The 12,058-nt window shown below is 71.8% G+C and carries 9 protein-coding genes; 2 read left to right on the forward strand and 7 right to left on the reverse strand.

Translation table 11 applies throughout. The features are described from left to right. Positions 1–8: 8 nt before the first annotated feature. From DVK44_RS24620 to mce, 7 genes are all read right to left on the reverse strand, one after another. Positions 9–899, reverse strand: coding sequence for an ABC transporter permease (locus tag DVK44_RS24620; protein WP_114661883.1), 891 nt, complete (start codon positions 897–899; stop codon positions 9–11). Then, positions 896–2,077, reverse strand: a complete 1,182-nt coding sequence (locus DVK44_RS24625; protein WP_114661885.1) for an ABC transporter ATP-binding protein — start codon at positions 2,075–2,077, stop codon at positions 896–898. Before DVK44_RS24625 ends, DVK44_RS24620 begins: the two co-directional genes overlap by 4 nt. A gap of 173 nt (positions 2,078–2,250) precedes the next feature. After that, positions 2,251–3,036: an ABC transporter permease subunit gene (locus DVK44_RS24630; protein ID WP_114661887.1), complete on the reverse strand. Its 786-nt coding sequence runs from the start codon at positions 3,034–3,036 to the stop codon at positions 2,251–2,253. Positions 3,037–3,038: 2 nt separating this feature from the next. Beyond that, positions 3,039–4,046 (reverse strand): ABC transporter ATP-binding protein, encoded by a 1,008-nt coding sequence (locus tag DVK44_RS24635; RefSeq protein WP_114661889.1) that lies wholly within the window; start codon positions 4,044–4,046, stop codon positions 3,039–3,041. Positions 4,047–4,201: 155 nt separating this feature from the next. Next, positions 4,202–5,140 carry a coiled-coil domain-containing protein gene (locus DVK44_RS24640; protein WP_114661891.1) on the reverse strand — a complete coding sequence of 313 codons (939 nt, stop codon included), beginning with the start codon at positions 5,138–5,140 and terminating at the stop codon, positions 4,202–4,204. Between the two features lie 114 nt (positions 5,141–5,254). Continuing rightward, positions 5,255–8,971 carry a polarized growth protein Scy gene (gene scy / locus DVK44_RS24645; protein WP_114661893.1) on the reverse strand — a complete coding sequence of 1,239 codons (3,717 nt, stop codon included), beginning with the start codon at positions 8,969–8,971 and terminating at the stop codon, positions 5,255–5,257. Between the two features lie 159 nt (positions 8,972–9,130). Next, entirely contained in the window at positions 9,131–9,559 is a 429-nt protein-coding gene (mce, locus tag DVK44_RS24650; protein WP_114661895.1) for a methylmalonyl-CoA epimerase, read from the reverse strand. A 147-nt stretch (positions 9,560–9,706) separates the two neighbouring features. Between mce and DVK44_RS24655 the strand changes: the two genes are divergently transcribed. Both DVK44_RS24655 and meaB read left to right on the forward strand, forming a co-directional pair. Further along, positions 9,707–10,918, forward strand: coding sequence for an acetyl-CoA C-acetyltransferase (locus tag DVK44_RS24655; protein WP_114661897.1), 1,212 nt, complete (start codon positions 9,707–9,709; stop codon positions 10,916–10,918). Between the two features lie 107 nt (positions 10,919–11,025). Continuing rightward, complete coding sequence (gene meaB, locus DVK44_RS24660; protein WP_114661899.1) at positions 11,026–11,988, forward strand: methylmalonyl Co-A mutase-associated GTPase MeaB; 963 nt, start codon at positions 11,026–11,028, stop codon at positions 11,986–11,988. The last annotated feature ends 70 nt before the right edge of the window (positions 11,989–12,058 follow it).

The raw sequence follows: 12,058 nt of genomic DNA on the forward strand, positions 1-12,058 counted from the left end.
GGGCAGTCCTACACGTCGCGCCGGTGGAGCGAGGCGTACGCGCCCGCCATCGCGACCACCGTCACGCCCAGCAGGATCCACAGCGGCTGCCAGGCGCTCGGTGACGAGGTGCCGGACACGGCGTCGGTCATGCCGTAGAACACGGCCATCTGGATCGGGATGTTGTATTCGAGCAGGAACTCGCGGATGCTCGTCAGCGACTCCGAGAACATGAAGATCGCCAGGATCAGCGGCAGCAGCACGACCCCGAGCATCGTGGTGACCGCGCCCGCCGAGTGCCGCACCATCGCGCCGACGGCCAGCGAGAGCAGCCCCAGCGTCGCCAGATAGAAGCTCGCGCCGGCGGTCGCCCGGAACCACTCCCCGTAGGTGGGCGTACGGCCGTCCAGGATGGCGACCTGGAGCGCGCCCACGACCAGGGTGGTCACCGTCGACACGGAGAAGACCAGCCCGAAGAAGACCATCGACTTCGCCGCGAGCACTCGGCCCCGGCTCGGGCACGCGGTCAGGGTCGAGCGGATCATGCCCGTGCCGAACTCGGAGGTCATGGTCAGGGCCCCGAGCGTGATCACACACATCGAGCCGAGCAGCATCCCGTAGAAGCCGAGCATCAGCATGTTCTCGCCGCTGGCGTCGGTCTCGGGGTCGTACGACGACGCGAGGGCGACCAGCCAGGCGGCCAGCAGCCCGATGCCGACCATGAGCGCGACCATGACGCCGAGCGTCCACATCGTGGAGCGTACGGAACGGATCTTGGTCCACTCGGAGGTCAGGGCGTCGCCGAGATGCGCCCGCCGCGCCGGGATCGGCGACACGTATCCGTAGCCGCCCCCCGGGGCCTGCGGCGGCTGCGGGGGCTGGGGGTGCTGCGCGGGGATCTGCTGGTACGGGGTCGTCATCGGGCGTCCTCGTCGGTGTCGCTCTTCGTCGGTACGGCGGAGGCGGGTGCGGGGGCCGGCGCGGCGGCGGGCGCGGGCACGGGTGCTGCGGCAGCGGCAGGCGCGGGGCCGGGCGCGGGCGCGGTGGCGTACGGGTTCTGTCCGGGCGGCGGCGGGGCGTACCAGCCCTGCGTCGGCACCTCGGGGACGACAGGCGTCACGTACCCCTGCGGTCCGGGCCCGTAACCCTGCTGCGGGGGCTGAAATCCGGACAGTTCATCGGCGGTGGAACGGTAGTCCACAACGCTCTGCGTCATCCGCATGTATGCCTCCTCCAGGGACGCCTGGTGCGGGGACAGCTCCCAGAGCCGTACGTCCGCGGCGTGCGCCAGATCGCTGATCCGCGACAGCGGCAGCCCCGTGACCCGCAGCGCGCCGTCCGTCTCCGGCAGCACCTGGCCACCGGCCTCGACCAGCGCCGATGTCAGCTTCTCGCGCTGCTCCGGCTCGGTCCCCGGCGTACGGACCCGGGCGAAGTCCGCCGAGTTCGCGGAGATGAAGTCCTTGACGCTCATGTCGGCCAGCAGCTGGCCGCGGCCGATCACGATCAGATGGTCGGCGGTCAGCGCCATCTCGCTCATCAGATGGGAGGAGACGAAGACCGTCCGGCCCTCGCTCGCCAGCTGCCGCATCAGATTGCGCACCCAGAGGATGCCCTCGGGGTCGAGACCGTTGACGGGCTCGTCGAAGAGCAGCACCTGCGGGTCGCCGAGCAGCGCCGCCGCGATGCCCAGCCGCTGGCCCATGCCCAGCGAGAAGCCGCTGGAGCGCTTCTTGGCGACGTCCTGGAGGCCGACGACCCCGAGCACCTCGTCGACCCGGGTGGCCGGGATACCGGAGAGCTGGGCCAGCGACAGCAGGTGGTTGCGCGCGCTGCGACCGCCGTGCACGGCCTTCGCGTCGAGCAGCGCGCCGACCTGGCGCGGCGCGTTGGGCAGCTGTCGGAAGGGGTGCCCGCCGACGTGCACATGCCCCTCGGTGGGCCGGTCCAGCCCGACGATCATGCGCATCGTGGTCGACTTGCCGGAGCCGTTGGGGCCCAGGAACCCGGTGACATGTCCGGGTCGTACCTGGAAGGAAAGGTTGTGCACGGCCGTCTTGGCGCCATAGCGCTTCGTCAGGCCGATCGCCTCGATCATTCTCCAGCCCCATCGACAGATCAGTCGTCGGGGCAGTGGCCGCCGCGGCCGAAAGCCCCCGTAAGAGTAAGGAGGATATCCGGGCGTTGACGGTTCCGGCGAAGGGTTACGGGCGGGCGTGCCCCGGGGCGTACGCCGGTACGCGCCCCCGGGCACGCCCCGGCGGGGTGGCCTCAGGCGTCCCGGTGACGCAGCACCGCGTAGCCGCCGAGCAGCGCCGCCGCGACCCAGAGCACCATGATGCCCAGGCCCTGCCAGGGCCCGTACGGGGCCGGGGTGGAGTTCAGGGCGTCCGGGACCACCTGCATGATCTGCCGGCCGGCCTGGTCGGGGAAGTAGCGGGCCACCGTCCTGGTGCCGGGGACGGCCGCCAGGATCTGCGAGACGAGGAAGAAGAACGGCATCAGGATGCCCAGCGACAGCATCGAGCTGCGCAGCATCGCCGCCACCCCCATCGAGAAGAGCGCGATCAGCGCCATGTAGAGACCGCTGCCGATCACCGCGCGCAGCACATCGGGCTCACCGATGCCCGTACGGTGGCTCCCCAGCAGCGCCTGGCCGAGGAAGAACGCCAGGAAGCCGGTCACCAGCCCGGTCACCAGCGCCAGCACCCCGGCCACCAGGACCTTGCCGAAGAGGAAGACGCCGCGTCGCGGTACGGCGGCCAGCGAGGTGCGGATCATGCCCGAGCTGTACTCGGAGCCGACCACCAGCACCCCGAAGACCACCATCGCCAGCTGGCCGAGGACCATCCCGGAGAAGCTGGTGTACGTGGGGTCGAAGGTCGCCCGTTCCGCCGGGCCCAGATCGCCGAACTGCGCGTTCACCACGGCGGAGAGGGCCGCGCCGAGGGCCACGGTCACCACGAGGGCGCTGATCAGTGTCCAGGTGGTGGAGGAGACCGTACGGATCTTGGTCCACTCGGAGCGGAGGACCGCGGGTACCGGTGACGCTGCCATGGTCAGGCTCCCTTGCCCTGGTCGCCCCGGCTGCCCTGGGTGTCCTGGCCGCCCTGCGGTCCCGGGCGGTTCGTGCCCCAGGCCGGTGACGACTCCCAGCCGGGCGCCGCCTGTGCGTGGTACTCGACCGTCTCCGCCGTCATCTGCATGAACGCCTCTTCGAGCGAGGCGCGCTGGGCGCTCAGCTCGTGCAGCACGATGCCGTGCCGGGCCGCCAGCTCGCCCAGTTCGGCGGTCTCCGCCCCGTCGATCTCCAGCGTGCCGTCCGTCCCCTCGACCGAGGTGTGGCCCGCTTCGGACAGCGCGTCCTTGAGCCGCTCGCGATCCGGCGAGCGGAGCCGGGTGAAACTGCGGGAATTCTCGTGGATGAAGTCGGCCATCGAGGTGTTCGCCAGCAGCCGGCCGCGCCCGATCACGATCAAGTGATCGGCGGTCAGGGCCATTTCACTCATCAGATGAGAGGAGACGAAGATCGTCCGGCCTTCCCGGGCCAGCGATTTCATCAGATTGCGGATCCAGTGGATTCCCTCGGGATCCAGTCCGTTCACCGGCTCGTCGAACATCAGGATCGGTGGATCACCGAGCAGCGCCGTCGCGATACCGAGCCGCTGTCCCATCCCCATCGAGAAGCCCTTCGGCTTCCGCTTCGCCACCGAGGAGAGCCCGACCACATCGAGCACCTCGGAGATCCGGCTCGCCGGAATGCGGTTGCTCTGCGCCAGACAGAGGAGATTGTTGTAGGCGCTGCGTCCGCCGTGCATGGCCTTGGCCTCCAGCAGCGCGCCCATGTGTGTGAGCGGCTCCGGCAGCTCGCGGTAGTGCTTGCCGTCGATCCTGACCGTACCGCTGGTCGGATTGTCCAGATCGAGCATCATCCGCATCGTGGTCGACTTGCCCGCGCCGTTGGGTCCCAGAAAGCCCGTCACCACTCCCGGTCTCACCTGAAAGGTGAGGTGGTCGACGGCGATCTTCTGGCCGAAGCGTTTGGTGAGCCCCTCAACCTCGATCATGCGGCCCAACCTAAAGGCGCGCAAAGCCCCCCGCCACTGGAGTGGCGAGGGGCTTTTGTGATCGTTACCCAATCGTACGATCCGATGCCGGACCGTAGTGTTCCGGGTGGTCCGGACCGCGGGCGCCGGTAACGAGCGGAGCCTTCGGTTCAGCTTCAGCGGGACTGCTGAGCCGGGACACCGCGGGAGATCGGCTCGTCGTCGACCGGGCTGCCGGCGGCGGCCACGGCGGCCCCCGTCAGCGTCGCCAGCATCTCGCGGACGTTGGTGAGCTGCGCGTTGATCGAGTCGCGGCGGTTCGTGAGCGCCGCCAGCTCGCGCTCCGATTCGCTGCGGATACGGTCGGCCTTGGCGTTCGCGTCGGCCACGATGTCCTCGGACTGACGCTGGGCCGTCTCGACGGTCTGCCGGGCCCGGCGCTCCGCGTCCGTACGCAGCTTCTCCGCCTCCAGGCGGAGCTGCTCGGCGCGGTGCTCGATCTCGGCGAGACGCTTCTCGGCCTTGGCCTGACGCGACGCCAGGTCCCGCTCCGACTGCTCGCGACGCTTGGCGAGGTTCGTCTCGAAGTCCGCGGCGGCCTGGGCGGCCTTGGCACGGGTCTCCTCGAAGAGCGCGTCCGCCTCCTCGCGCTTCGACTGCGCGTCCTTCTGCGCCTCCGAGCGGAGCGTAGCGGCGTCGCCCTTCGCCTTGTCGACGATACGGACGCCCTCGTCCTCGGCCTTCGCCTTGCGGTCGGTGGCGAACGCCTCGGCGTCGTTGCGCACCTGCTGAGCCGCCGACTCGGCCAGCTCACGGTGCTGTTCGGCGGCGCGACGGGCCTCCTCGCGCAGGTCCTTCGCCTCCTCCTCGGCGAGGCGGAGGATCTTCTCGACGCGGGCGCCGAGCCCGGCGTACGACGGCTCCGCGTCGCTGACCTGGGCCTGAGCGTTCTGCGTTTCGAGGTGGAGTTCCTCGATGCGCTTTTCGAGAGCGGTGATGCGGGCCAGTGCGCTGTCACGGTCGGCGACGAGTTTGGTAATGCGGTCGTCCACCTGACCGCGGTCGTAACCACGCCGCACGAGCTCGAAGCCGAATGGGGAGGAAGTGTCGCTCATGGGGTTCCTGTCGAATGAGACCGGTGAGGTGATAGGGGGAATCCTAGGGGCCTAAGCGGCGTGTCATCGAGCGGATGTCGGTTTGATCTGGAGAATGTCCAGCCTTTTGAGTGGCTAACTCTCGGAAGACTTGCCACTCGAACGGGTGATTCCAGCCGTGACGCCCGCCTTGACGGGGTTGTCCTTCCCCGCTGCTGACGGCGATTCGAACGACTCCAACGCCTCCAGTACGTCCTGGACACGGGAAATCTCGGCCTGGATGTCCTCCCGTCTGCGCACCAGGATGTCGAGTTCGCGCTTGCCCTCCTCGACCATCCGTTTCGCCTCAAGATCGGCATCGGCGCGCAACTTCTCGCCCTGCCGCGTGAGATCGGCCTTCTTCAGCTCGGCTTCCTTGAGCAGCCCCTCCGCCTTGCGCACCGCGGCGATACGGACCTTGCTCGCCTCCGAATTGGCGTCGGCGATCAGCTCCTTGGACTTCGTCTCGGCGTCCGACCGCTGCTCCATGGCCGCCTTGAGCAGATTGTCGACACGGTCGCCCGTCGTCCTGATCTGCTCGGCCGTCTCGCGCCGGGCCCGCTCGTGCAGCTGCTCGATCTCGTTCTCGGTGCGGACCCGCAGTTCCTCGGTCCGCTCCCGTATGGCCGTCGCGTCGCGGCGGGCCCCCAGCAGCAGCTCGTCCGCGTCCGTACGGGCCTTCTCCACCAGGGAGTTGCCCTCCACCGTCGCGTCCCCGGTGATCCGGCCGGCCTCCTTGCGGGCCGCCGCCACCATCCGGTCGGACTGCGTCTCGGCCTCGGTGGCGACGTTGATCGCCTCCTCCTGGGCCTTGTTGATGAGCTGGTCGGCCTGCTCGGCCGCGTCGGAACGGCGCTTGGCCGCGTCCTTGCGCGCCTCGTCGAGCAGCCAGTCCGTCTCCTCCTGGGCCTCGTTGCGCTGCCGCTCGGCCGCCGCCTCCGTCTCCGCCTTGAACCGCGCGGCCTCCGTCCGCAGCCGCTCCGCGGCCTGCTGCGCGGCGCCCACCGTCTCGGCGGCCTCCGCCCGCATCCGCTCGGACTCGCCCGCGGCCTCCGAGATGAGCCGGTCGGCCTGCGCCGCCGCCTCGCCCCGGATCCGGTTCGCGTCCGTACGGGCCTCCGCACGGGCCCGGGACGCGTCCTGCTCGGCCGAGGCCAGCGAGTCCGACGCCTCCGTCCGTACCCGCTGCGCGTACTCCGCGGTGTCGGAGCGCAGCCGCTCCGCCTCCTGGATCGCGTCGTTGACGGTCCGTTCGGCCAGCGCCTGCGCCGCGTCCGACTCCTCCTGGGCACGTACCAGCAGCCGGTTCGCGTCCTCGGCGGCCCGCTCCCGCTCGGCGAACGCGTCCGCCCGTACCCGGTCGGACTCCTCCTGCGCCTCGCCCCGCACCCGGTCCGCCGACATCTCGGCGGCGGCCCGCTGCGCGCTGATCTCCTGCTCGGCCTGGTCGTGCAGCCCGGCGACCGAATCCCGTACCTGAAGGGCGGTCTGCTCGGCCGCCGCCACCAGCTCGGTCGCCCGGTAGTCCGCCTCGGAGACCAGACGCTGCGCCTCGGTCCCCGCGTCCTCGACCCGTTTACGGGCCGACGCCAGCAGCTCCTCGCTCTGCTCGCGGGCGCGCTCGCGCTCCTGGTCGGCCTCCGCACGGGCGCCGGTCAGCGTCTCCTCCGCCTCGCGGCGGCGGCGTACGGCCTCCTCCTGCGCGGCGGCCAGCGCCTCCGCGGCCTCCGTACCGACCCGCTCGGCGGCGGACGCCGCCTCGGACCGGGTGCGGTCGGCGCTCTCCTGCGCCTCCGTCTTGAGCCGCTCCGCCTCGGCCGCGGCCTCCGACCGCATCCGGACCGCGGCGTTCTCCGCCTCCGCGCGCGACTGCGACGCGTCGGCCGCGGCCTCGTCACGCAGCCGCTGCGCCTCCTCCTCGGCCGCAGCCTGGAGCGCGCGGGCCCGCTCGGTGGCTTCCGTACGTACCCGCTCGGCCTCCTCGGCGGCCTCCCGGCGCAGCCGCTCGCTCTCCGTACGGGCCTCGCCGAGCGCCTCCTCGGCGGCGGTCAGCCGCTGCTCCGCCTCCGTGTGCAGCCGCGTCAGCTCGTCGGCCGCCTCGGCCTTGCGGGCCTCGATCCCGCGCTCGGTCTCCTCGCGCATCTCGACGGCGGCCTGCTCGGACGCCTCCCGCATCGTCTGGGCCAGATCCTCGCCCTCGACCCGCAGCGTCTCGGCCTCGCCGCGGGCACGCTCCAGCGCCTCCTCGGCCTGCCGGCGCAGCGTCGTCGCGCGCTCGATGGCCTCCGTGCGCACCCGCTCGCTCTCGGCCGCCGCGCCCGAGCGCAGCTCGTCGGCGTCCGCCCGGGCCTTGCCGAGCAGCTCCTCGGCGGAGCTGGCCGACTCCTCGATCTTCTGGACGGCCTCGCGCCGGGCCTCGCCGCGGATCCGCTCGCCCTCGGCGACCGCCTCGGAGCGCAGCTGCTCGGCCTCGCCCCGCAGCCTGCGGGCCTCCTCCTGAAGCTCGACGGTCTTGGCGCGGTACTCCTTCGTGTCGTCCTTCGCCGCGCCCTTGAGCTGGTCGGCCTGCTCGGCGGCCTCGCCGCGCAGCCGGTCCGCCTCGGCCTCGGCCTCGCGGCGGATCCGCTCGGCCTCCTCGCTCGCGGACCTGGTGGTGGCCTGGGCGTCGTCGGACGCCTTGGTCAGCACCTCCTCGGCGGTACGGGCGGCCTTCGCCAGCTGGGCGGCGGTGTCCTCCGCCGCGACCGTACGGGCCTTCTCCGCGGCCTCCGCGACCAGCTTCTCGCCCTCGGCGCGGGCATCGGCGAGCACCTGCTCGGCCTCGGACCGGGTGGCCTCGGCCTCCTTCGTCGCCTCGCCGACCATCCGGGCGATCTCGGACTTGGCCGTACGGGTGCGCTGGTCGTTCTGCGACTCGACGCCGGAGAGCCGCTTGGCCGCGGTCTCCTTCGCCTCCCCGACGACCTTCTCGGCCTCGGCGCGCGCCTCGCGCAGCCGCTCCGACGCCTGCTGCATCCGCTGCTCGGCGGCGCGGCTCAGCTCGGCGGCCTGCTGACGCGCCTGGTCGGACTCCGCGGCCGTCGACGAACGCAGCTGCTCGGCATGGCCGGCGGCCTCCTGCGCCTGCACCTGCGCCGCGTTCAGCAGCCGCTCAGCGTCCCGGCGGGCCCGCAGCAGCATCGCTTCTGCTTCGCCGCGCGAAGCCTCGGCCTCCGAGCCGAGCCGCCTGCGCGCCTCCTCGGCGATCCGGGCGGCCTCCGCGCGGGCGGCCGACAGCGCCTGCTCGGCCTCGGCGCGCGACTCGTCGAGCAGCCGCCGCGCCTGGGACTCCGTACGGGCCCGGAGCTGCTCCGCCCACGCCACGTTCTCGTTGACATGCGACTCGACGGTCTGCCGACGCTCCGCCAGCTCCTGGTCGAGCCGCTGGCGCCGCTGGACGGCCTCCCCGTGCAGCTCGGCCTGGAGCCGCGCCTGATGCTCCGCGTGCTCCTGGAGGATCCGCTGCGTCTGCGCGCGCGCCTCCCGCAGCTCGCGCTCGGCGTCGGCGCGCATCTGCTCGGCCTGCATCTGGGCGTTGCGCAACTGCTGTTCGGCCTGATAGCCGAGGTCGCCGCTGTCGTAGGACGGGCGGGTCGCCAGACTGCGGCGCGCCTCGTGGAGCTTGGCGCGCAATACCTCGACCTGGTAACCGAGGTCCTCGGCGTGCTGGACGGCCTTCTCCCGCGCGGTCTTCAGCCGGTCCATCTCGGCTTCGAACCGCGAAAGGTGGTCGTCGTCAGCTCGGTGGCTCTCCTGGCGTTCGTAGCCCCGCACTGCGCGGTCCCATCCGTCCCATGGTCGCAACTGCCCAATTGGGCACCGCTCTCGGCGAACGGCCCCCCGGGGAATGGTGACAGATCAATGACAGGGGCGCGGCCCCGGCCCGGCCCCGGCCCGGAGCCGCCCACTCTACCGGGCCGGGAATCCTTAAGCTCAGTGCTCTGGGCGGGAGGTGACGAGTTCTGTCAGTACGCCGTGGCAGTCCTTGGGGTGCAGGAAGGTGATGCGGGAGCCCATCGACCCGGTCCGCGGCTGGTCGTACAGTACCCGCACGCCCTTCTCGCGCACCGCCTGGGCGTCCCCGTCCACGTCCGCCGTCCCGAACGCGATGTGATGAACTCCCTCGCCGTTCTTCGCCAGCCACTTCCCGACGGCCGAATCCTCCCGTACGGATTCGAGGAGCTGGAGGTACGAAGCCCCGCCGTCCGACGTCTCGTTGATCTTCAGCATGGCCTCGCGCACCCCCTGTTCCTCGTTGACCTCGGTGTGGAAGACCTCGAAGCCGTAGGTGGCCCGGTAGAACTCGACGGTCGCGTCGAGGTCGAAGCAGGCGATTCCGATGTGGTCGATTCGCGTCAGCATGGGAACAGTGCAGCGGCACGGGGTTGATTACGCAACGTGCGCGCCGTCACACGCACCGCCGGGTGACCCGGGACCGTACCGCTCAGTACATTTGAAGTGAACCATCGTTCACACCCTGTCCCACGCCGTAGTAAGGGGTCGCGTCTCATGACAGCTTCGAACACCACCACCTCCGTGATCGTCGCGGGCGCCCGTACCCCGATGGGGCGGCTGCTCGGCTCGCTGAAGTCCTTCTCCGGCGCCGAGCTGGGCGGCTTCGCCATCAAGGCCGCGCTGGAGCGGGCCGGGATCGGCGGCGACCAGGTGCAGTACGTGATCATGGGCCAGGTGCTCCAGGCCGGTACGGGCCAGATCCCGGCCCGCCAGGCCGCCGTCCTGGCCGGCATCCCGATGAGCGTGCCCGCGCTCACGGTCAACAAGGTCTGTCTCTCCGGGCTCGACGCGATCGCGCTGGCCGACCAGCTGATCCGCGCGGGCGAGTTCGACGTGATCGTGGCGGGCGGCCAGGAGTCGATGACGAACGCCCCGCATCTGCTGCCCAAGTCCCGCGAGGGGTACAAGTACGGCGCGATCGAGATGCTCGACTCGATGGCGCACGACGGGCTGACCGACTCCTTCGAGGGCATCGCGATGGGCGCCTCCACGGAGAAGCACAACACGCGCCTGGGCATCGCGCGCGGCCCGCAGGACGAGTTCGGCGCGCTCTCCCACCAGCGGGCGGCGGCGGCCCGCAAGAACGGCGTCTTCGACGCGGAGATCGTCCCCGTGGAGGTCCCGCAGCGCAAGGGCGACCCGGTCGTCTTCGCCCAGGACGAGGGCATCCGCCCCGAGACGACCGCCGAGTCGCTGGCGGGGCTGCGGCCCGCGTTCGCCAAGGACGGCACGATCACGGCCGGCACGTCCTCGCCGATCTCCGACGGCGCGGCGGCGGTCGTGGTGATGAGCCGGGCCAGGGCGGAGGAGCTGGGGCTCGACTGGATCGCCGAGATCGGCGCGCACGGCAATGTGGCGGGCCCGGACAACTCGCTCCACTCCCAGCCGTCGAACGCGATCCGCAACGCGCTGGCCAAGGCGGGCCTGGGCGTCGAGGACCTCGATCTGATCGAGATCAACGAGGCGTTCGCGGCGGTCGCCCTCCAGTCGATGGAGGACCTGGGGGTGTCCCCGGAACGGGTGAACGTGAACGGCGGCGCCATCGCCCTGGGCCACCCGATCGGCATGTCCGGCGCCCGGGTCGTCCTGCATTTGGCGCTGGAGCTGGGCCGGCGCGGCGGCGGGACCGGGGCGGCGGCGCTGTGCGGGGGCGGCGGCCAGGGCGACGCGCTGATCATCCGGGTGCCGGCCCGCGCGGCCGAGTAGGACTCGTACGTACGCGGCCGAGGTGGCCCGTACGACGTGGCCCCGTACGACGTACGCGGCCCCACGCGGTCCGCGCGGCCGTCACCGACGAGGAGAGGAACGCAGCTGTGACGCAGGACGTCCCCGAGCTGGTGGCCCGGGCGCGGGAGGGCCGGCCGCGGGCCGTGGCCCGGCTGATCTCGCTGGTCGAGGGGGCGTCCCCGCAGCTCCGTGAGGTGATGGCGGCGCTGGCGCCCCTCGCGGGCAACGCGTATGTCGTCGGGCTCACCGGACCGCCGGGGGTCGGCAAGTCGACCTCGACGTCCGCGCTGGTCTCCGCGTACCGCCGGGCGGGCCGGCGGGTGGCGGTGCTGGCCGTCGACCCGTCGTCGCCGTTCTCCGGCGGCGCGCTGCTGGGGGACCGGGTCCGGATGTCCGAGCACGCCTCCGACCCCGGCGTCTACATCCGCTCGATGGCCACCCGCGGCCATCTCGGCGGTCTGGCGTGGGCGGCGCCGCAGGCGATCCGGGTGCTGGACGCGGCAGGCTGCGACGTGATCCTGGTGGAGACCGTGGGGGTCGGCCAGTCGGAGGTCGAGATCGCCTCCCAGGCGGACACGTCCGTGGTCCTGCTCGCGCCGGGGATGGGCGACGGCATCCAGGCGGCCAAGGCGGGGATCCTGGAGATCGGTGATGTGTACGTGGTCAACAAGGCGGACCGGGACGGCGCGGACGCCACGGCCCGCGAGCTGAACCACATGCTCGGCCTCGGGGAGGCGCGCGGCCCCGGCGACTGGCGCCCGCCCATCGTGCGGACGGTGGCGGCCCGGGGCGAGGGGATCGACGAGGTGGTCGAGGCGCTGGAGAAGCACCGTGCCTGGATGGAGGAGCACGGCGTCCTCGCGGAACGCCGCGCCCGCCGCGCGGCCCACGAGGTCGAGACCATCGCCGTCACCACGCTGCGCGAACGCATCGGTGACCTCCACGGCGACCGCAGGCTGGGCGCCCTGGCGGAACGTATCGTGGCGGGCGCCCTGGACCCGTACACGGCGGCGGACGAACTGGTGGCGGGCCTCACGGACGGGCACTGACCGCCCTTCCGCCGTCCCTGCCGCCGTATCGTCCGCCGTTCCGGCCGCTGTCTCCGCCGCTGCCCTGCCG

Origin of the sequence: Streptomyces paludis, from assembly GCF_003344965.1 — a bacterium.
Classification (GTDB): domain Bacteria; phylum Actinomycetota; class Actinomycetes; order Streptomycetales; family Streptomycetaceae; genus Streptomyces; species Streptomyces paludis.

Excerpts from the sequence above, each read along its gene's own strand:
- DVK44_RS24620 (WP_114661883.1), bottom strand. The coding sequence starts at position 899 with ATGACGACCCCGTACCAGCAGATCCCCGCGCAGCACCCCCAGCCCCCG.
- DVK44_RS24625 (WP_114661885.1), bottom strand. The coding sequence starts at position 2,077 with ATGATCGAGGCGATCGGCCTGACGAAGCGCTATGGCGCCAAGACGGCC.
- DVK44_RS24630 (WP_114661887.1), bottom strand. The coding sequence starts at position 3,036 with ATGGCAGCGTCACCGGTACCCGCGGTCCTCCGCTCCGAGTGGACCAAG.
- DVK44_RS24635 (WP_114661889.1), bottom strand. The coding sequence starts at position 4,046 with ATGATCGAGGTTGAGGGGCTCACCAAACGCTTCGGCCAGAAGATCGCC.
- DVK44_RS24640 (WP_114661891.1), bottom strand. The coding sequence starts at position 5,140 with ATGAGCGACACTTCCTCCCCATTCGGCTTCGAGCTCGTGCGGCGTGGT.
- mce (WP_114661895.1), bottom strand. The coding sequence starts at position 9,559 with ATGCTGACGCGAATCGACCACATCGGAATCGCCTGCTTCGACCTCGAC.
- DVK44_RS24655 (WP_114661897.1), top strand. The coding sequence starts at position 9,707 with ATGACAGCTTCGAACACCACCACCTCCGTGATCGTCGCGGGCGCCCGT.